The 19,589-nt window shown below is 61.7% G+C and carries 22 protein-coding genes; 21 read left to right on the top strand and 1 reads right to left on the bottom strand.

The genetic code is table 11. From position 1 onward, the window contains the following. Positions 1–4 precede the first annotated feature (4 nt). Positions 5–988, top strand: coding sequence for a S49 family peptidase (locus BOP93_RS20220; RefSeq protein WP_104504422.1), 984 nt, complete (start codon positions 5–7; stop codon positions 986–988). A 131-nt stretch (positions 989–1,119) separates the two neighbouring features. Here BOP93_RS20220 and BOP93_RS20215 read toward each other — a convergent pair whose 3' ends face one another. Next, positions 1,120–1,698, bottom strand: coding sequence for a Maf family protein (locus BOP93_RS20215; RefSeq protein WP_104504421.1), 579 nt, complete (start codon positions 1,696–1,698; stop codon positions 1,120–1,122). Positions 1,699–1,803: 105 nt separating this feature from the next. Between BOP93_RS20215 and BOP93_RS20210 the strand changes: the two genes are divergently transcribed. The 20 genes from BOP93_RS20210 to BOP93_RS20110 all read left to right on the top strand — a co-directional run bounded on the left by BOP93_RS20210 (position 1,804) and on the right by BOP93_RS20110 (position 19,535). Beyond that, positions 1,804–2,334: a YceD family protein gene (locus tag BOP93_RS20210; protein WP_057721115.1), complete on the top strand. Its 531-nt coding sequence runs from the start codon at positions 1,804–1,806 to the stop codon at positions 2,332–2,334. A gap of 13 nt (positions 2,335–2,347) precedes the next feature. Then, the gene (gene rpmF, locus BOP93_RS20205) at positions 2,348–2,530 is read left to right on the top strand and encodes a 50S ribosomal protein L32 (protein ID WP_003179396.1); all 183 of its coding nucleotides are present in this window, start codon (positions 2,348–2,350) and stop codon (positions 2,528–2,530) included. A 4-nt stretch (positions 2,531–2,534) separates the two neighbouring features. Beyond that, on the top strand, positions 2,535–3,545 hold the full coding sequence (gene plsX / locus BOP93_RS20200) for a phosphate acyltransferase PlsX (protein WP_104504420.1): 1,011 nt from the start codon (positions 2,535–2,537) through the stop codon (positions 3,543–3,545). Between the two features lie 125 nt (positions 3,546–3,670). Continuing rightward, entirely contained in the window at positions 3,671–4,609 is a 939-nt protein-coding gene (gene fabD / locus BOP93_RS20195; RefSeq protein WP_104504419.1) for an ACP S-malonyltransferase, read from the top strand. A gap of 24 nt (positions 4,610–4,633) precedes the next feature. Beyond that, positions 4,634–5,377, top strand: a complete 744-nt coding sequence (gene fabG / locus BOP93_RS20190) for a 3-oxoacyl-ACP reductase FabG (protein WP_104504418.1) — start codon at positions 4,634–4,636, stop codon at positions 5,375–5,377. Between the two features lie 191 nt (positions 5,378–5,568). Further along, complete coding sequence (gene acpP / locus BOP93_RS20185; RefSeq protein ID WP_003175607.1) at positions 5,569–5,805, top strand: acyl carrier protein; 237 nt, start codon at positions 5,569–5,571, stop codon at positions 5,803–5,805. Between the two features lie 128 nt (positions 5,806–5,933). Then, positions 5,934–7,178: a beta-ketoacyl-ACP synthase II gene (gene fabF, locus BOP93_RS20180; RefSeq protein WP_057721119.1), complete on the top strand. Its 1,245-nt coding sequence runs from the start codon at positions 5,934–5,936 to the stop codon at positions 7,176–7,178. Continuing rightward, the gene (gene pabC / locus BOP93_RS20175; protein WP_104504417.1) at positions 7,178–7,993 is read left to right on the top strand and encodes an aminodeoxychorismate lyase; all 816 of its coding nucleotides are present in this window, start codon (positions 7,178–7,180) and stop codon (positions 7,991–7,993) included. Before fabF ends, pabC begins: the two co-directional genes overlap by 1 nt. Further along, positions 7,994–9,115 (top strand): endolytic transglycosylase MltG, encoded by a 1,122-nt coding sequence (gene mltG / locus BOP93_RS20170; RefSeq protein ID WP_104504416.1) that lies wholly within the window; start codon positions 7,994–7,996, stop codon positions 9,113–9,115. A 19-nt stretch (positions 9,116–9,134) separates the two neighbouring features. Next, complete coding sequence (tmk, locus tag BOP93_RS20165) at positions 9,135–9,767, top strand: dTMP kinase (protein ID WP_104504415.1); 633 nt, start codon at positions 9,135–9,137, stop codon at positions 9,765–9,767. Continuing rightward, positions 9,760–10,749 carry a DNA polymerase III subunit delta' gene (locus BOP93_RS20160; RefSeq protein ID WP_104504414.1) on the top strand — a complete coding sequence of 330 codons (990 nt, stop codon included), beginning with the start codon at positions 9,760–9,762 and terminating at the stop codon, positions 10,747–10,749. The genes tmk and BOP93_RS20160 overlap by 8 nt, the downstream gene beginning before the upstream one ends. A 56-nt stretch (positions 10,750–10,805) precedes the next feature. Further along, on the top strand, positions 10,806–11,609 hold the full coding sequence (locus tag BOP93_RS20155) for a TatD family hydrolase (RefSeq protein WP_104504413.1): 804 nt from the start codon (positions 10,806–10,808) through the stop codon (positions 11,607–11,609). 558 nt (positions 11,610–12,167) lie between these two features. Beyond that, the gene (locus tag BOP93_RS20150) at positions 12,168–12,821 is read left to right on the top strand and encodes a TetR/AcrR family transcriptional regulator (protein WP_065883737.1); all 654 of its coding nucleotides are present in this window, start codon (positions 12,168–12,170) and stop codon (positions 12,819–12,821) included. 117 nt (positions 12,822–12,938) lie between these two features. After that, positions 12,939–13,907 carry a GTP 3',8-cyclase MoaA gene (locus tag BOP93_RS20145; RefSeq protein WP_065883735.1) on the top strand — a complete coding sequence of 323 codons (969 nt, stop codon included), beginning with the start codon at positions 12,939–12,941 and terminating at the stop codon, positions 13,905–13,907. Between the two features lie 218 nt (positions 13,908–14,125). Next, the gene (locus BOP93_RS20135) at positions 14,126–14,731 is read left to right on the top strand and encodes a DUF4823 domain-containing protein (protein ID WP_104504411.1); all 606 of its coding nucleotides are present in this window, start codon (positions 14,126–14,128) and stop codon (positions 14,729–14,731) included. A gap of 16 nt (positions 14,732–14,747) precedes the next feature. Next, positions 14,748–15,308, top strand: coding sequence for a DUF1285 domain-containing protein (locus BOP93_RS20130; RefSeq protein WP_104504410.1), 561 nt, complete (start codon positions 14,748–14,750; stop codon positions 15,306–15,308). A 69-nt stretch (positions 15,309–15,377) separates the two neighbouring features. Then, on the top strand, positions 15,378–16,091 hold the full coding sequence (locus BOP93_RS20125; RefSeq protein WP_104504409.1) for a GntR family transcriptional regulator: 714 nt from the start codon (positions 15,378–15,380) through the stop codon (positions 16,089–16,091). Then, complete coding sequence (locus BOP93_RS20120; RefSeq protein ID WP_104504408.1) at positions 16,088–17,101, top strand: ADP-ribosylglycohydrolase family protein; 1,014 nt, start codon at positions 16,088–16,090, stop codon at positions 17,099–17,101. Before BOP93_RS20125 ends, BOP93_RS20120 begins: the two co-directional genes overlap by 4 nt. A 57-nt stretch (positions 17,102–17,158) precedes the next feature. Then, on the top strand, positions 17,159–18,625 hold the full coding sequence (locus BOP93_RS20115) for a purine-cytosine permease family protein (protein ID WP_104504407.1): 1,467 nt from the start codon (positions 17,159–17,161) through the stop codon (positions 18,623–18,625). Further along, a complete protein-coding gene (locus BOP93_RS20110) occupies positions 18,618–19,535 on the top strand; it encodes a PfkB family carbohydrate kinase (protein WP_104504406.1) in 918 nt (305 codons plus the stop codon). Before BOP93_RS20115 ends, BOP93_RS20110 begins: the two co-directional genes overlap by 8 nt. Positions 19,536–19,589: the final 54 nt, after the last annotated feature.

The following is a 19,589-nucleotide window of genomic DNA, read 5'->3' as shown; positions in this document are numbered from 1 at the left end:
TGGCATGAGTGACGAGTGGAAAGCGCCGGAAAAAGCGCAAAACGCTGATGACAAAAGCTGGAAGCTGCTGGAGAAAACCCTCCTGGCCAGCGTCCAGGAGCAACGCCGCGCGCGCCGCTGGGGGATTTTCTTCAAGCTGCTGACCTTCACTTACCTGTTGCTCATACTGGCGCTGTTCAGCCCGTTGATGGACATGGAAAAGAGCGCCACCCGTGGCAGCCAGTACACCGCCTTGATCGAGGTGCGCGGGGTGATCGCCGACAAGGAGCCCGCCAGCGCCGACAATATTGTCAGCAGCCTGCGCGCGGCGTTCGAAGACCCCAAGGTCAAGGGCGTGATCCTGCGTATCAACAGCCCCGGCGGCAGTCCTGTGCAGTCGGGCTATGTGTATGACGAGATTCGTCGCCTGCGCGCGCTACATCCGGACACCAAGCTGTATGCGGTGATCTCCGACCTGGGGGCTTCGGGCGCTTATTACATCGCCAGTGCCGCCGACCAGATTTACGCTGACAAGGCCAGCCTGGTGGGGTCCATCGGGGTGACGGCAGCCGGTTACGGGTTTGTCGGCACCATGGAGAAGCTGGGCGTGGAGCGTCGCACCTACACCTCGGGCGAGCACAAGGCGTTCCTCGATCCGTTCCAGCCGCAGAAGGCGGATGAGACCGCGTTCTGGCAGGGCGTACTCGACACTACTCATCGCCAGTTCATCGCCAGCGTCAAGCAAGGGCGTGGCGATCGGCTCAAGGACAAGGAGCATCCGGAGCTGTTCTCCGGGCTGGTGTGGTCGGGCGAGCAGGCGCTGCCGCTGGGCTTGATCGACGGCCTGGGCAGCGCCAGTTCGGTGGCGCGGGATGTGGTTGGCGAGAAGGAGTTGGTGGATTTCACGGTTGAGGAATCGCCGTTTGACCGCTTCTCCAAGAAGCTCGGTGCCAGCGTGGCCGAGAAGCTGGCCCTGTACATGGGCTTCCAAGGGCCGAGCCTGCGCTGATATCCCAAGCCAGCTGCAGATCAAAATGTGGGAGGGGGCTTGCCCCCGATGACGGTGTGTCAGCGCTAGATAAGCTGGCTGACCCACCGCTATCGGGGGCAAGCCCCCTCCCACATTTGGTCGGTGTGTACTCAAGGAATTAGTACGCCTTCGGTCAGCAGCATGTCCACCAGTCGAATCAGTGGCAGGCCAACAAGGCTGGTGGCATCCGGGCCGTCAGTGCTCTGGAACAGGCTCACACCCAGCCCTTCGGCCTTGAAGCTGCCCGCGCAGTCATAGGGTTGCTCGATCCGCAGGTAGCGCTCGATGCGCTCCGCGTCCAGTTCACGCATCTGCACGGTAAACGGTACGCAGTCGACCTGGCAGTGCCCCGTCTCGCTGTTGAGCAGTGCCAGGCCTGTAAGAAAGCTCACACGCTTGCCGCTGGCCGCCAACAATTGCTCGCGGGCATTTTCAAAGGTGTGGGGCTTGCCGATGATCCGGCCTTCCAGTGCCGCTACCTGATCAGAGCCAATGATCAAATGCCCGGGATGGCTGGCGGCGAGGGCGCGCGCTTTCTGTTCGGCCAGGCGCTTTACCAGCTCAAGGGCTGACTCACCCGGGCGATGGCTTTCATCGATATCCGGCGAGCTGCAGGTGAACGGCAAGTGCAGGCGGCTCAGCAATTCCCGACGATAAACCGAGCTGGACGCGAGTAATAAAGGCAGCATATACGTCTCCTCAAGACAGCCGCAGATTCTAGCGGCGTGACCGGCTGACGCACAGGGCTGAATTTCCTTTGACATGGCCGGGTGCATCCCTATAATGCTGCGCCTATGTTGAATGACCCGATTCCACCTCACGTTGACCCGCGCAAATTGGCTGATCGTGGCACTTCCCTTCAAGGTGAATTGCCGCTGGCCGATTTGGAGAGACTCTGCGACTCGCTTTCCGACACTGTCGGTGCGGTCCAGGCCAAATTCGTTTTTGAACGAGATGAACGTAAATCTGTGGTAATTCACAGCCTTATCGACACCGAAGTCAAAATGGTTTGCCAGCGTTGTCTTGAGCTGGTCACCCTGCCGATCCACAGCGAATGCAGTTATGCCGTGGTGAAGGAGGGTGCGAATACCCAGTCGTTGCCGAAAGGTTATGACGTGCTGGAACTGGGCGAAGATCCTTTGGATCTGCATGCACTGATCGAGGAGGAGCTTTTGCTCGCCTTGCCCATTGTGCCTGCTCATCATCCGGAAGAATGCCAGCAGCCGGCGGGCCTCGATGACGAGCCCGAACCGAGCGAGGACGAGGTAACGCGGTCCAACCCGTTCAGTGTATTGGCGCAGTTAAAGCGTGACCCAAACGTTTAGGAGTTAATCAATTATGGCTGTTCAGCAGAACAAAAAATCCCGCTCCGCCCGTGACATGCGCCGTTCGCACGACGCTCTCGAGGCTAGCACCCTGTCCGTTGAAAAGACCACCGGTGAAGTTCACCTGCGTCACCACGTATCGCCAGAAGGCGTTTACCGTGGCCGTAAAGTGATCGACAAGGGCGCTGACGAGTAATCACTTGTCTGCTCAAGTCATCGCGATTGACGCAATGGGCGGGGACTTCGGTCCCCGCAGCATTGTTCAGGCCTGCATTGCCAGCCTGTCTGCTACGCCCTCGCTGCACCTGACCCTTGTCGGTCAACCTACCCTTATTGAAGAACTGATTGCCAGCCATCCGGCGGTGGATCGCGCGCGCCTGACGGTTACGCCGGCCAGCGAAACCATCACCATGGACGAAAAACCGGCAGCGGCCCTGCGCGGCAAGCCCGACTCCTCCATGCGCGTGGCCCTGGAGCTGCTGCGCGACGGCAAGGTGCACGCCTGTGTCAGCGCCGGCAATACCGGCGCGCTGATGGCCCTGTCGCGGCATGTGCTCAAGACCCTGCCGGGCATTGATCGGCCGGCGATGGTGGCGGCGATTCCCACTCAGAAAGGTTATTGCCAGTTGCTGGACCTGGGGGCGAATGTCGATTGCAGTGCCGAACATCTGTTGCAGTTCGCCGTGATGGGTTCGGTGGCCGCCGAAGCGCTGGGCGTGGTCCGGCCAAGGGTGGCCCTGCTCAATATCGGCACCGAGGACATCAAGGGCAACCAGCAGGTCAAGCTGGCCGCGACCTTGCTGCAGGGCGCGCGGGGTTTGAACTACGTAGGTTTTGTCGAAGGTGACGGCTTGTACCGTGGCGAAGCCGACGTGGTGGTGTGTGACGGCTTTGTCGGCAACATTCTGCTCAAGTCCAGTGAGGGCTTGGCAACCATGATTGCCATGCGTATCGAAGCCTTGTTCAAGCAGAACCTGGCAGCGCGCATGGTCGGCGCCCTGGCGCTGCCGTTGATGCGTCGTCTGCAGGCCGACCTGGCGCCGGCTCGGCATAATGGCGCGAGTTTTCTGGGGCTGCAGGGCGTCGTGGTGAAAAGCCATGGCTCGGCGGGTGTCGAGGGCTTTCAGAGCGCGATTGCACGGGCCGTGATCGAAATTCAGGACAACCTGCCGCAACGCCTGCGCGGCCGCCTGGAGGACTTGTTGCCTTAGGCGAATCGGCCCGGGAGTGCTTAAATGTGACCGGCCAGTTCAATTGACCATCCAATCTGTCAGTTTCGCGCGCTCCCATCGTAGGTGTGCGCATTTTGACGACCAGATCATTAGGGGCTTGTTACATGTCTACATCCCTCGCATTCGTCTTTCCAGGGCAGGGTTCGCAGTCCCTCGGCATGTTGGCCGAGCTGGGCGCGCAATACCCCCTGGTCCTGGATACTTTCAAGGAAGCTTCCGACGCCCTGGGTTATGACCTCTGGGCGCTGACCCAGCAGGGGCCGGAAGAGCAACTCAATCAAACCGACAAGACCCAGCCGGCCATTCTGACCGCTTCGATCGCCCTGTGGCGCGTGTGGCTGGCCGAAGGCGGCGCACGCCCGGCATTTGTCGCCGGTCACAGCCTGGGCGAATACAGCGCCCTGGTCGCGGCGGGCAGCCTGACCCTCGGTGAAGCGGTCAAGCTGGTCGAGCGTCGTGGCCAGTTGATGCAGGAGGCCGTTCCGGCCGGGCAGGGCGGCATGGCCGCGATCCTGGGCCTGGACGATGCCGTGGTGATCGAAGCCTGCGCCGAGGCGGCGCAGGGCGAAGTGGTCAGCGCCGTGAATTTCAACTCTCCTGGCCAAGTGGTCATCGCGGGTGCCAAGGCAGCGGTCGAACGCGCCATCGAAGGCTGCAAGGCCCGTGGTGCCAAGCGCGCGCTACCGTTGCCGGTCAGCGTGCCGTCACACTGCGAGCTGATGCGCCCGGCGGCCGAGCGTTTTGCAGAGTCCATCGCCGCGATCAACTGGCAGGCGCCGCAGATCCCGCTGGTGCAGAACGTCAGCGCGGCGATCGCCCCGGACCTGGACACCCTCAAGCGCGACCTGCTGGAGCAACTCTACAAGCCGGTTCGCTGGGTTGAATCGGTCCAGACCCTGGCCGCCAACGGTGCCACCGAACTGGTTGAGTGCGGCCCGGGCAAAGTCCTGGCCGGCCTGAACAAGCGTTGCGCCGACGGCGTATCGACTGCCAATCTCAATACCCCGGATGCCTTCGCTGCCGCTCGTGCGGCGCTGGCCTGATCCCCGAACTTAGGAGAAGCCTGCATGAGTCTGCAAGGTAAAGTTGCACTGGTTACCGGCGCAAGCCGTGGCATCGGCCAGGCGATCGCCCTGGAACTGGGCCGTCAGGGCGCCGTCGTGATCGGCACCGCCACGTCCGCCTCGGGTGCCGAGCGTATCGCCGCGACCCTGAAGGAAAACGGCGTGCAGGGCACCGGCCTCGAGCTGAACGTGACCAATGATGAGTCCGTGGCGGCCGTGCTGGCTGAGATCACCGCTCAGTTCGGTGCCCCGGCAATTCTGGTGAACAATGCCGGTATCACCCGCGATAACCTGATGATGCGCATGAAAGACGACGAATGGTACGACGTGGTCGATACCAACCTGAACAGTCTGTTCCGCCTGTCCAAGGGTGTTTTGCGCGGCATGACCAAGGCGCGCTGGGGTCGAATTATCAATATTGGCTCCGTAGTGGGTGCCATGGGCAACGCCGGCCAAGTAAACTACGCTGCGGCCAAGGCCGGTCTGGAAGGTTTCAGCCGTGCACTGGCGCGTGAAGTCGGCTCGCGGTCGATTACGGTAAACTCGGTGGCCCCAGGGTTCATCGACACCGATATGACCCGCGAACTGCCCGAAGCACAGCGTGAAGCCTTGCTGACGCAGATTCCGCTGGGCCGTCTGGGCCAGGCCCAAGAGATCGCGAATGTGGTCACTTTCCTGGCATCCGACGGTGCGGCATACGTGACCGGGGCTACAATTCCGGTGAACGGCGGGATGTACATGAGTTAAATTGTGACGGATCGCTTCAAAAATATGTCATACGAGCTGTCTAAAATCCGTTATAAAGCTGCAACTTAATTTATAGGCAGGTGGTCGAGCGGGTACAGGGTGAAGCTTTCGGTTGAAAAACCGAAATGGCTTTCTATACACTTACCCACTGGCCAGCTGCCTGAATTTGTCCATTAGGAGTTAAACAAGGTATGAGCACCATCGAAGAGCGCGTCAAGAAAATCGTCGCCGAGCAACTGGGCGTTAAGGAAGAAGAAGTGGTCAACACTGCTTCCTTCGTAGAAGACCTGGGTGCCGATTCCCTTGACACCGTTGAGCTGGTGATGGCTCTGGAAGAGGAATTCGAGACCGAAATCCCGGACGAAGAAGCTGAAAAAATCACTACTGTTCAAGCTGCCATCGACTACGTTACTAGCCACCAGGCGTAATAGTTTGTAGTCGTCGCCTGCTGTCAGGGAAAAACCGCACTGCTGTAACGGCGTGCGGTTTTTTCTTTCAGCGGTGACGAAAAGTACGCTGCGAAGCAAAGTGTCGTCATTAGAAAAAGGAGAGTGCTGTGTCGCGTAGACGCGTCGTAGTCACCGGTATGGGTATGTTGTCGCCACTGGGCACGGATGTGCCAAGCAGTTGGCAGGGCATTCTGGCTGGCCACAGTGGTATCGGTCTGATCGAACACACGGACCTTTCTGCCTATTCCACCCGTTTTGGCGGCTCGGTAAAGGGTTTCAATGTCGAGCAATACCTTTCGCTCAAGGAATCGCGCAAGCTCGACCTGTTCATTCAATACGGCCTGGCAGCCGGTTTTCAGGCAGTGCGTAACGCCGGCCTGGAAGTCACCGACGCCAACCGTGAGCGCATCGGCGTGGCCATGGGTTCGGGGATAGGCGGCCTGACCAATATCGAAGAAACCAGTCGCACGCTGCACGATTCCGGTCCCCGTCGAATTTCACCGTTCTTCGTGCCGGGCTCGATCATCAATATGATTTCCGGTTTCCTGTCCATCCATTTGGGGGCACAGGGGCCTAACTACGCCATCGCAACGGCGTGCACCACGGGCACTCACTGCATCGGCATGGCGGCGCGTAACATCGCTTATGATGAAGCTGACGTGATGATTGCCGGTGGCGCCGAGATGGCTGCCTGCGGCCTGGGCATGGGCGGCTTCGGCGCGTCCCGTGCGCTGTCGACCCGCAACGATGAGCCTACCCGTGCCAGCCGTCCGTGGGACAAGGGCCGTGACGGTTTCGTGCTGTCCGACGGTGCCGGTGCCCTGGTATTGGAAGAGCTGGAGCATGCCAAGGCGCGCGGTGCCACCATCTATGCCGAGCTGATCGGGTTTGGCATGAGCGGCGACGCCTACCACATGACCTCGCCACCGTCCGACGGTGCCGGTGCCGCGCGCTGCATCACCAATGCCCTGCGCGATGCGAAGGTCAATGCCGACCAGGTGCAGTACATCAATGCCCATGGCACGTCGACGCCGACCGGCGACCTGGCGGAAGCCGAAGCCATCAAGTCGGTGTTCGGCGAACACGCCTACAAGCTGGCGGTCAGCTCCACCAAATCCATGACCGGCCACCTGTTGGGCGCGGCGGGTGCGGTCGAGGCGATCTTCAGTGTGATGGCCATCAAGGACCAGGTCGCTCCGCCGACCATCAATCTTGATGAGCCGGACGAAGGCTGCGACCTGAACTTCGTGCCGCACGAAGCGCAACCGATGCCGATCGACGTGGTGATCTCCAACTCGTTCGGGTTTGGTGGCACCAACGGCTCGCTGGTGTTCCGCCGGTTCGCCGAGTGATGCACAGCTGGGTCGACGGTCAGCCAGCGGACAGCGTGCCTCTGAAAGATCGCGGCCTGGCGTATGGCGACGGTGTGTTTGAAACCATCGCGGTCAAGGCCGGGCAGCCGCTGCTGTTCGACCGTCACCTGCAGCGCCTCGATGAGGGCTGCAGGCGCCTCGCATTGGCGGTGGATCACGCTCTGGTCCGCAGCGAAGTGCTGACCTATGCCGCAGCCCTTGGCGATGGCGTGCTCAAGTTGATCCTGACCCGTGGCGACAGCCAGCGAGGTTACGGCATCAATCCCGATGCCGTTGTACGCCGTATCTTGCAGGGTGGTCCGCCCGCCCTTTATCCCGAAAGCCATGGAACCGACGGCATCCGCCTGTTCCCGTGCGCCACCCGCTTGGCCGAACAACCGCTGCTGGCCGGGCTCAAACACCTGAACCGCCTTGAGCAGGTCATCGCCCGCGCCGAATGGCGGGATGCCGAGCATGCCGAAGGCTTGATGCTGGATATATCCGGGCGTGTCATTGAAGGCGTGTTCAGCAACCTGTTTCTGGTGCGCAACGGCGTGTTACTTACCGCTGATCTGAAGCGTTGCGGCGTTGCCGGGGTGATGCGTGCCGAGATCCTGGCCCAGGCGCAAGCCCTGGGCGCCCCGGTGGCCGTGGCCGATATTGACATCGAGCAGTTGCGCCAGGCCGACGAAGTCTTTGTGTGCAACAGCATTTATGGCATCTGGCCGGTACGCGAGTGCGCCGGGATGAGCTGGTCGGTTGGGCCGCTCACCCGTAAACTGCAGGGCATTGTTCGCGCACTATTGGATATCTGAGTGATACGAAAACTGGTTGTACTGCTGCTGATCGGTCTGTTCTCGGCGGCTTTGCTGTTAGGCGTCTGCGCCTGGAAATACAACGCTGCCTTGAAGCAGCCGTTGCATTTGACCCAGGAGCAACTGCTCGATGTACCGGCCGGGGCGACGCCCACCGGCACCTTCAATCGTCTGGAAGCCGATGGCGTGCTCGACGGCGCCTTCTGGCTGCGTCTCTACTGGCGCTTGAACCTCGAGAACCAGCCGCTGCACAGCGGCGAGTACCGAATGACCCCGGGCCTCACCGCCGAAGGCCTGATCGGTCTTTGGCAACGTGGGGAAGTGGTTCAGTACAGCCTGACATTGGTTGAAGGCTGGAACTTCCGCCAGGTACGCTCGGCCCTGGCCAAGCATGACAAGATCGTGCAGACCCTCGCGGGCCTCAGTGACAGCGAAGTGATGGACAAGCTCGGCCATCCTGGCGTGTTTCCTGAAGGGCGCTTCTTTCCGGATACCTACCGCTTCGTGCGTGGGATGACGGACGTCGAATTCCTGAAGAAAGCCTACAACCGCCTGGACGATGTGCTGGCCCAGGAGTGGAGCCGGCGCGCCGCTGATGCGCCTTACACCGAGCCCTATCAAGCGCTGATCATGGCCTCCCTGGTGGAAAAGGAGACCGGTGTGCCCGAAGAGCGTGGGCAGATTGCCGGTGTGTTCGTGCGTCGCATGAAGCTGGGCATGATGTTGCAGACCGATCCCACGGTGATCTATGGGCTGGGTGAGCGCTACAACGGGAAGTTGACCCGCGCCCATCTAAAGGAAGCCAACCCTTATAACACCTACATGATCGCTGGCCTGCCGCCGACCCCCATTGCCATGGTGGGCCGCGAGGCGATTCATGCCGCGCTGAACCCGGTGCCGGGCAGCAGCCTGTATTTCGTCGCCCGTGGCGATGGCAGCCATATTTTCTCGGATGACCTGGATGCGCATAATGCCGCCGTGCGTGAGTTTCAACTCAAGCGCCGCGCCGATTACCGCTCCAGCCCGGCACCACAGGCCAAGCCGCTGGAAGACACGGTGCCACCGGTTGATGTACCGGTAGAGCCCGCGCCGGACACCAACGCCCCGCAAAGCCCGCAATGACTCTGACTAAGGACTGCCTGTGACTGGCTTGTTTATGACCCTCGAAGGCCCGGAAGGCGCCGGCAAAAGCACCAACCGCGATTACCTGGCCGAGCGCCTGCGCGCCGCAGGCATCGAAGTGGTGTTGACCCGTGAGCCCGGCGGCACGCCGCTGGCCGAGCGCATCCGTGAAGTCTTGCTGGCCCCGGGTGACGAGCCGATGAATGCGGACACCGAGCTGCTGCTGGTGTTCGCCGCCCGTGCCCAGCATCTGGCCGAGGTGATCCGACCGGCCCTGGCCCGCGGCGCCGTGGTGATCTGCGACCGTTTTACCGACTCCACCTACGCCTATCAAGGCGGTGGTCGCGGCTTGTGCCTGGAGCGTATCGCTGCCCTGGAAAGTTTCGTACAGGCCGACCTGCGCCCCGACCTGACCCTGCTGTTCGATCTGCCAGTGGAGGTGGGCATGGCCCGCGCCAGCGCGCGCGGTCGCCTGGATCGTTTCGAGCTGGAAGGCCAGGCATTTTTCGACGCCGTGCGCACTGCGTTCCTCGAGCGTGCCAAGGCAGAGCCTGCGCGTTATCACCTGCTCGACGCAGCGCAACCGCTGGCTCAGGTGCAGCAAGCCCTTGATGCGCTGTTGCCCGCCCTGCTGGAGCGCGCCCGTGGCTGAAGCCTACCCGTGGCAGGACGGCCTCTGGCAGCAATTGGCCGGCCGTGCCCAGCATGCTCACGCCTATTTGCTGCACGGCCCGACAGGTATCGGCAAGCGTGCCCTGGCCGAGCGCTTGATGGCCAGCCTGTTGTGCCAGCGCCCCGTTGACCTGCACGCCTGCGGCGCATGCAAATCCTGCCTGCTGCTGAAGGCCGGCAGCCACCCCGATAACTATGTGCTGGAACCTGAGGAAGCGGACAAAGCGATCAAGGTCGACCAAGTGCGCGATCTTGTCAGCTTCGTGGTGCAAACCGCGCAGATGGGCGGGCGCAAGGTGGTACTGATCGAGCCGGTGGAGGCGATGAACATCAACGCCGCCAACGCGTTGCTCAAGAGTCTGGAAGAGCCGTCCGGCGACACCGTGCTGCTGTTGGTGAGCCATCAATCCAGCCGCTTGTTGCCGACCATTCGCAGCCGTTGCGTGCAACAGGCGTGTCCGTTGCCGAGCGAGGCCATGAGCCTGCAATGGCTGGCGCAGGCGCTGCCCGATTGCGCCGAGCAGGAACGGATCGAATTGCTGACCCTGGCCGCAGGCTCCCCGCTTGCGGCGGTGAAGCTGCACGCCCAGGGCGTGCGCGAGCAACGGGCACTGGTCGTAGACGGTGTGAAAAAGCTGATCAAACAGGAACTGTCCGCCACGCAATTGGCCGAAAGTGCGTGGAAGGACATTCCCCTGCTGCTGCTGTTCGACTGGTTCTGCGACTGGTCCAGTCTGATCTTGCGCTACCAGTTGACCCAGGACGAAAACGGCCTGGGTTTGCCGGACATGCGCAAGGTGGTGCAATACCTTGCGCAGAAAAGTGCGCAGGACAAGGTGCTGAGCATTCAGGACTGGATTCTCGCCCAGCGTCAGAAAGTGCTCGGCAAGGCCAACCTCAACCGCGTGCTGTTGCTTGAAGCATTGCTGGTCCAATGGGTCGGCTTGCTCGGCCGACGTTAATTTCCTTGGCCGACGGGTGTATCGTCGGCCAGACACTACTCAAGTTGTAATTGCCCATGCTCGTAGACTCCCATTGCCATCTCGACCGCCTTGATCTCGCCCAGCACAACGGCTCCCTGGACGCCGCCCTCGACGCTGCGCGCCAGCGCGGGGTAGGGCACTTCCTGTGCATCGGCGTCAGTGCCGAAAACGCCGCTGATGTCAAAGCTCTCGCTGATCGCTACGCCGATGTGGATTGTTCGGTGGGCATCCACCCGCTGGACCTAAAGCCCGGCCAGGCACCGGCCCTGGACTGGCTGCTCGGCGAACTCAATCACCCGCGCGTCGTCGCCATTGGCGAGACCGGCCTGGATTACCACTACGAACCCGAAGCCGCCGACCTGCAGCAGGCCTCATTCCGCCTGCACCTGCAGGCTGCGCAACACACCGGCAAACCGGTGATCGTCCACACCCGTGGGGCCCGCGCCGATACCCTGGCGCTCTTGCGCGAAGCCGCGTTGCCGCAGGCCGGTGTGCTGCATTGCTTCACCGAGGATTGGGAGATGGCCAAGGCCGCCCTGGACCTGGGGTTCTATATTTCCTTGTCGGGCATCGTTACCTTTCGCAATGCCGACGCGCTGCGTGATGTGGCCCGCCAGGTGCCTGCCGACCGGCTGCTGGTGGAAACCGATTCACCGTACCTGGCACCGATCCCCCATCGCGGCAAGCCGAACCTGCCGGAATATGTGCGTGACGTGGCGGATTATCTGGCGATGCTACGCGGCGAATCCTACGAGCGCTTCGCCGAGCAGACCACTGAGAACTTCAGGCGGCTGTTTCCATTGGCCCATGTGGCCGGCGTTACTACTTCTGCGACGTAGCGCGCTTGCCTTGCACTGTAGGAGCGAACTTGCTCGCGAAAAACGTCAACGATAACGCGTGCATCCTGGATAAACGCGGTGTCTATGAGTTCTTCGCGAGCAAGCTCGCTCCTACAGGAGAAAACCGCAGGCAAAAAAAACCCGGGTTCTGGGGGGTGAATCCGGGCTAAGACCATTAGGAGTAAACAAGGGCACACAGTCCGTCGGTACCCAGGTCGACGCTTCACTTGGGGGAGATGTCGCGCCGACACTTGAAGTATTGATCACTCTCGGATTCAGTCCAGTCTCGATTGATCGTTTTTTAAACAGATTTGGAATACGCGCGCTTTCCTTGAGTTCTCATTGAACGGATGTGCGCGTTGGAATCTCGCGTATTGTTTCTGACTGATATTCCATAAATCGTTGGCGTACTGAAAGTAAAGTGCATGCCGGGTTCACATAGGCGTTGCCCAACGACCGTTCAGTCGGGATAATCCCTCGCATCGGGTAAATCGTATCGCCACGTATCCGTGGCCTGCGCAACCCTTCCTATTTCCGACCTTTGCAGACCTCTTCCTCATGCATAAAGAACCCCGTAAGGTCCGTGAGTTTCGCCGCCGTGAGCAGGAAATTCTCGACACCGCACTCAAATTGTTCCTCGAACAAGGCGAAGACAGCGTCACCGTCGAGATGATCGCGGATGCCGTGGGTATCGGCAAAGGCACGATCTACAAGCACTTCAAGTCCAAGGCCGAGATTTACCTGCGCCTGATGCTCGACTACGAGCGTGACTTGAATGAGCTGCTGCATTCGGCCGATGTCGACAAGGACAAAGAGGCCCTGTCCCGTGCCTATTTCGAGTTCCGCATGCGCGATCCGCAGCGCTACCGCCTGTTTGACCGCCTGGAAGAAAAGGTCGTCAAGGGCCACCAGGTACCGGAAATGGTCGAGGAACTGCACAAGATCCGCGCCTCGAACTTCGAACGCCTGACCTTGCTGATCAAGGGCCGTATCAGTGAAGGCAAGCTTGAAGACGTGCCTCCCTACTTTCACTACTGCGCCGCCTGGGCCCTGGTGCATGGCGCCGTGGCGCTGTACCACTCGCCGTTCTGGAGCAATGTGCTGGAAGACCAGGAAGGTTTCTTCCAGTTCCTGATGGATATTGGCGTGCGCATGGGCAACAAGCGCAAGCACAGTACCGAGCCGCCGGCGGTGGAGTCGCCCTCCACCTGATGATTTACTGCCACGCGCAGGACCCCGGGAATATACTCAGGCAAGGCCCCCTTGCTAAAAGTTGATTTATCAGTCAGCTTTTAGCGCGCCCCGATTCATCCTCTGCCGGAGTGGTTCATGATCGTCGATCGTCAAGGCAGGCGATTTCGCAATTTGCGGATCAGCCTGACCTCAGCCTGCAATTATGCCTGTACCTATTGCGTGCCCAATGGCAAGCGGCTGGTGGCTGCCCAGGACGAACTCTCGGCCCAGGCCATGGCGCGGGGCGTGGCGTACCTGATCGAAGCGGCCGGCATCGATCGCCTGCGGATTACCGGGGGTGAGCCGCTGGTCAGTCCCAAGCTGGAAGCCTTCATGGGCGCCGTGGGGCAGATGGGGCTCAGCGATATCAGCCTGACCACCAACGGCCAGTTGCTGGCGCGCAAGCTGCCGCTGCTGGTGGACGCCGGTATCCGGCGCATCAACGTGTCCCTGGACACCCTGGATGCCGACGCCTTTCGCAGCATCGCCCGTGGTGGCGACCTGGCCACTGTGCTCGACGGCATGGACCAGGCCCGCGCGGCTGGGATCAAGATCAAGGTCAATATGGTGCCCTTGCGCGGCCAGAACCTGGACCAGGTGCTGCCGTTGCTTGATTACTGCCTGGAGCGGGGCTATGAGCTGCGCTTTATCGAATTGATGCGCATGGGCCACTTGGCCAAAGACTCCAACGCCTTCCTGCAGCAATTCGTCAGCCTGCAGCAATTGCTCAGCCTGATCGGCGAACAGCATGAATACCTGCAAGCCAATGCGCCCGTCGACGCCACGGCCGTGCGCTATGAAGTGCCGGGCAAGGGCTTCTTTGGCGTGATCGCCAATGAGAGCGTGCCGTTCTGCCGCACCTGTTCGCGGTTGCGGCTGTCGTCCACGGGGTGGTTGCATGGTTGCCTGTCTTCGAGCAATCGTCACTACGTCGGCGACCTGCTGGACAAACCGCGCCATCAGGCACTGCCGGCGCTGCAAGGGCTGCTGATGAAGGCCTTGGGCGACAAGCAGGAAGTGGCCTTCTCGGGAGGCGCGACGGTGATGAAGATCATTGGCGGCTAACTTGTGGATGCGGCCTGTAGGAGCGAGCTTGCTCGCGAACAACGTCAACGATAACGCGTGCCTTCTGAATGAGCGCGGTGCCTGTGGGTTTTTCGCGAGCAAGCCTGCTCCTGCAGGGCATCAGGGCTTGCCCCCTCCCACATTTAAATCAAGCTGGCGCAGATTCTGCATCTCACGCCCATTCGCCGGTTTTCCGTCACCGGCTTCTGGAGGATAGGATGCGTAGTCTGGTTTTGTTGCTGGCGTCGTTGGCACTCAGTGGTTGCATGACCGTCGGCGATATGGCCGAAGGCACCCGCTATCAGATGAGCGACGCCGGCTTGCTCGACCACAGTGATACGCGCCGCACCGCTTCAATTCGTGTGCAGCCGGACTCCTTCATCTTTATCGCCCAGGGCGCTTTCGTGCCGCCCGGCAGCGCGTATCCGCGCCCCAACGTGGTGGCCGAGGAAGCCTTCAACGGCTTCGTCGAATATTTCCCCATGGTGCGTCGCGCCCGTCAGCCCGAAGGCCTCGAACAGGCCATGGCCGAAGCGCGCGGGGTGGGGGCTCATTACTTGCTGTATTGCCGTTTTGCGGCAGCCGACGACCGTATCGGCAACGCCGATGAGTGGACCGACCAGCAAGCCCTGGACCGCCTTGGCCTGGACAGCGGCGTGATCCAGATCATGTTGATCGAGACCAGCACCCAGTATTTGATTGATACTGCACGCATTCGCAGTCGTGGCGGTTTACTGACGTTCCACGACAATACGCCACAAGATCTGATTGCCCGGCCGCTGGCCCAGTACGCCCGAAGCTTGCTCGGCATGAGCAATCAGTAAGCCTGAGGAGACCCCCATGACCGATACCGCCAAGGCCAATGATCTGTTGGCGCAACTGCCCAAAGGTAAAGGGCCGGCGCCGGTGCATCTGTGGAACCCGGATTTCTGCGGCAATATCGACATGCGCATCGCCCGTGACGGCACCTGGTTCTATCAGGGCACGCCTATCGGGCGCAAACCCATGGTCAAGTTGTTCTCCAACATCATTCGCCGCGATGGCGATGATTATTTCCTGGTCACGCCGGTGGAAAAGGTCGGCATCACTGTCGATGACGCGCCCTTTGTCGCGGTCACGCTTGAGGTGCAAGGGCAAGGCGAAAGCCAGGTGCTGCGCTTCTCCACCAACGTAGACGAACAGATCGAGGCCGGCCTTGAGCACCCGCTGCGGGTGGTGATCGATCCGCTCACCGAGGAACCGGCGCCTTACTTGCGTGTGCGCAGCAACCTCGAAGCCATGGTGCACCGCAACGTGTTTTATCAATTGGTCGAGCTGGCCGTAAGCCGTCCGATCAACGGTCAGAACTGGCTTGGCGTATGGAGCAATGGGCAGTTTTTCCCGATTGGCCTGGAGCCCTGAGGCCGGTTTTTTATCGTGCAGTAATAATTTGCTTGCTGGAGACAGCGCCTTTCGGGTATCAATTTGTACATGATTAGACATGTTCGATTCGATAAGAAAAAACGCGTCGTCGACGAGCTCATCCGCCGTATCGAGGGTGGGGTGATGGCCGACGGTTTCCTGTTGCCGGGTGAACACCAATTGGCCGAGGAGTTTGCGGTCAGTCGTGGCACCCTGCGCGAGGCGCTGGCCGAGCTCAAGCGGCGTAATTACATCGCCACCCAAAGCGGTGTCGGCTCCATTGTCACCTTTGACGGCATGGGGCTCGACCAGCGCCACGGGTGGGCCCAGGCCCTGGCGGACACCGGCGCGCAAGTCAGCACCGAGGTGCTGCGCTTCGAAGCGGTGACACGCCCGGACCTGTCCAGCCGTTTCGGCAGCGAGCAGTTTATCGCCCTCGACCGCCTGCGCCGCACCGCCGACGGTACGGCGGTGTCACTGGAGCGCTCGCTGATGCCGGCCACCGGCGACCTGGAAAGCCTCCCGCGCATCGGCCTGATCGACCATTCCCTGACCATCACCCTCGCAGCCTACGGCTATGTGGGCGCCACGGGCGACCAATGGATCGGCGCCGAGGCCCTGAGCGATGAAGACGCCCAATTACTCGGCCGTCCGTCCGGCACGGTATTTCTCAAGGCCTCGCGCACCACCTATGACCGTCGCGAGCGTTTCATGGAGCATGTCGAAAGCTTGCTCGACCCCGTGCACTTTCGTTTGCACCTGCAATTCGGGGCGTCCAAATGACTGCTGAAAACCGCGCGCTTGGCGCGTTTTATGGCCTGGCCCTGGGCGACGCGCTGGGCATGCCCACCCAATCCCTGAGCCGTGAGCAGGTCCGGCAGCGTTTCGGCGCCATCACCTCCCTGCAAGATGCTGGCCCCGACCAACCCATTGCGCCAAATATGCCCGCCGGTTCCATCACCGATGACACCGAGCAGGCGATCCTGGTGGCTGAGTTGTTGGTGGAAGGCCGCGGTGCGATCGAGCCTGGCGTACTCGCCCGACGCCTGATCGACTGGGAAGCGGCCATGCGCGCCAAGGGTTCCCAGGACCTGCTCGGGCCCTCCACCAAGCGTGCGATCGACATGATCCTCGCGGGGCACACCCCCGAAGAATCCGGGCGCTACGGCACCACCAATGGCGCAGCCATGCGCATCACACCGGTGGGCATCGCCGCCGATGTCAGCGACCCTGCACGGTTTATCCAGGCGGTGATCCAGGCCTGCCAGGTCACCCACAACACCAGCCTGGGCATTGCCAGCGCGGCGGCGGTCGCGGCGGTGGTCTCGGCCGGTATCAATGGTGTCGACCTGGGCGAAGCGCTGAACATCGGCACCCAGGTGGCGCAACAGGCCGAACACCATGGCCACTGGGTTGCCGGCGGACGCATGTCGACCCGCATCAGTTGGGCACGCACCCTGAGCGTCGGCAGCGGCGACAACGCGCTGTTCACCGACTTGCTCTATGAATTGATTGGCACCTCCGTCGCCTCCCAGGAGTCGGTGGTGGTGTCGTTCGCCCTCGCGCAGCAAGTGGCATCGGGCGACATGAACGCGTTCGAAGCGCTGTGCCTGGCCGCGAGCCTGGGCGGCGACACCGACACCATCGCCGCGATCCTCGGCGCCATGCTTGGCGCGTGTCTGGGGATGCAGTGCTGGCCCGGGCCGTTGATCGAGCAGGTCAAGCAGGTCAATAGCCTGGATGTGCAAGTGCTGGTTCAAGACCTGCTCGCCTTGCGCCAGGCATCACGTTGATCCGCCATTGAAGCGTTGCCACAACCATAACAATACAGGCACCAGGAGCCCCACCCCATGAGCAGCACCTCTTCCGGCCAAAGCGCCGGGCAATTGGAAACGCGCGGCATCGAGCCGGTCCCGGAAGGCGAGTGCAACGGGCATCCGCTGCAACTGTTCTGGGTCTGGTTCGCGGCCAATATCAGCATCCTCGGCTTGCCGCTGGGTGCCACCCTGGTTGCGTTTCGCGGCCTGGCCATCTGGCAGGCGATCATCGTCGCAATCCTGGGCGCTGCCGGTTCCTTCGCAGTGGTGGGCATCATTTCCATCGCCGGTCGCCGTGGCCGCGCGCCCAGCCTGACCTTGTCCCGCGCCATCTTCGGCGTACGCGGCAATATCGGGCCGACCCTGGTGTCGCTGATGTCGCGCCTGGGCTGGGAAACGGTCAACACCACAACGGCCGCGTTTGTGTTGCTGTCGCTGTGCTCGATCCTGTTTGGTTCCCCGGTGGAAGCGAAAAGCGCGCCGTTGCTCACCCTGATCTTCATCGCCGTTTTCGTGCTGCTGACCCTGGCCGTTTCCGGCCTGGGCCATGCCACCTTGCTGGTGATCCAGAAATGGGCGACCTACGTGTTCGGCGCGCTGAATATTCTGGTGGGCGGCTTCCTCTGCGCCACCATCGACTGGAGTGCGGTATTCAACGCCACGCCGGCGCCGCTGAGCGCCATGATCATCGGCATCGGCACCATGGCGGCCGGTACCGGTATCGGTTGGGCCAATGCCGGTGCCGATATGTCGCGTTACCAGCACCGCAGCGTCAAGGCCGTGCGCCTGGTGGCCTCCGCCGCGTTCGGTGCGGGCATCCCGCTGGTGTTGCTGATCACCCTCGGTGGCTTGCTGTCGGTGGGTAACAACGACCTGGCCTCGGCCACGGACCCGATCATTGCGATCCGCGACATGCTGCCGACCTGGATGGCAGTGCCGTACCTGATCACCGCGTTCGGCGGGCTGCTGTTGTCGAACAACCTGTCGGTGTATTCAGCCGGCCTCACCACCCTGACCCTGGGCCTGAAGGTCAAGCGCGTGCATGCGGTGATCGTCGACATCGTGGCGATTTTTGCCGGCTCCATTTACTTCATGCTGATCGCCGACAGTTTCTACGGTCCGTTCATCACCTTCATCTCCTTGCTGGCGGTGCCGATTACTGCCTGGGTGGGGATTTTCGTGGTCGACCTGATCCACCGTCACTACTACAGCCCCAAGGATTTGCTGGATGTCAGCCCGAGCAGCGCCTACTGGTATCGCGGCGGTGTGGAGTGGCGCGCATTTGGCGCCTGGGCGCTGGCCATCGTGCTGGGGTTCAGCTTCACCACCATCGGCACCACCGCCGAAAACATCTGGTTTGCCGGGCCGCTGTCCGATTCCTGGCTGGGCCATAACGGCCTTGGCTGGATTGTCACCTTCCTGGTGGCCGGCGGCGTCTATGCCGTACTCGGCGGCGCTGCCGATCGACGTCCCGCGTTAGTCGAGCGTCCCAATGTCTAGATTGCTGCACACCGGACAGGTCATCGTCGACCTGGTCATGGCCCTCGATACCTTGCCGCCGAGCGGGGGCGACGTGTTGGCCAGGTCGGCCAGTTTCGAAGCCGGCGGTGGCTTCAACGTCATGGCCGCCGCGCGGCGCAATGGTTTGCCGGTGGTTTACCTGGGACGTCACGGCAGCGGCCGCTTTGGTGACCTGGCCCGTGCTGCGATGCAGGCAGAAGGCATTGAAATGGCACTGCCGGCCAGCAGCGGCCAGGACACCGGCCTATGCGTCTCCCTGACCGAAGCCACCACGGAGCGCACGTTCATTTCCCACCTCGGCGCCGAGGGGGAATTGAGTGCCGATGACCTGGCCCAGGTAGCGCCGCGCGGCGATGACTATGTGTACGTCAGCGGTTACAGCCTGCTGCTTGAGGGCAAGGCGCAGGCGCTGATCGACTGGTTGCTGGCGCTGCCGCGCGAGATCGGGGTGGTGTTCGATCCAGGCCCGCTGGTCAAGGCGCCGGACTCGGCCTTGATGCGTGCGCTGCTGCCGCGTATCGATATCTGGACCAGCAATGGTCCGGAGGCCCTGGCTTTCACTGGCGCCATGGACATCGCCGCCGCGTTGCCCGAATTGGGCCAGCACCTGCCTGCCGAGACCCTGCGGGTGGTGCGCGATGGGCCGAATGGATGCTGGGTAGGGCAGGCGGGCGACATCAGGCATGTGCCGGGTTTCAAGGTGCAGGCGGTGGACAGCAATGGCGCGGGGGATGCGCATGCTGGGGTGTTTATTGCGGGATTGGTGAACGGTTTAGCGCCGGCCGTGGCAGCACGGCGGGCAAATGCGGCGGCGGCGTTGGCAGTAACGCGCTGGGGCCCGGCTACCTCTCCCGGCACCTCTGAAGTTGACGCATTGCTAGCTGAGTAAACACGGACAAAAATGTGGGAGGGGGCTTGCCCCCGATAGCGGTGGGTCAGTTAT

Source organism: Pseudomonas orientalis (assembly GCF_002934065.1).
GTDB lineage: Bacteria > Pseudomonadota > Gammaproteobacteria > Pseudomonadales > Pseudomonadaceae > Aquipseudomonas > Aquipseudomonas orientalis_A.
This window is presented reverse-complemented; position numbering and strand designations above follow the sequence as displayed.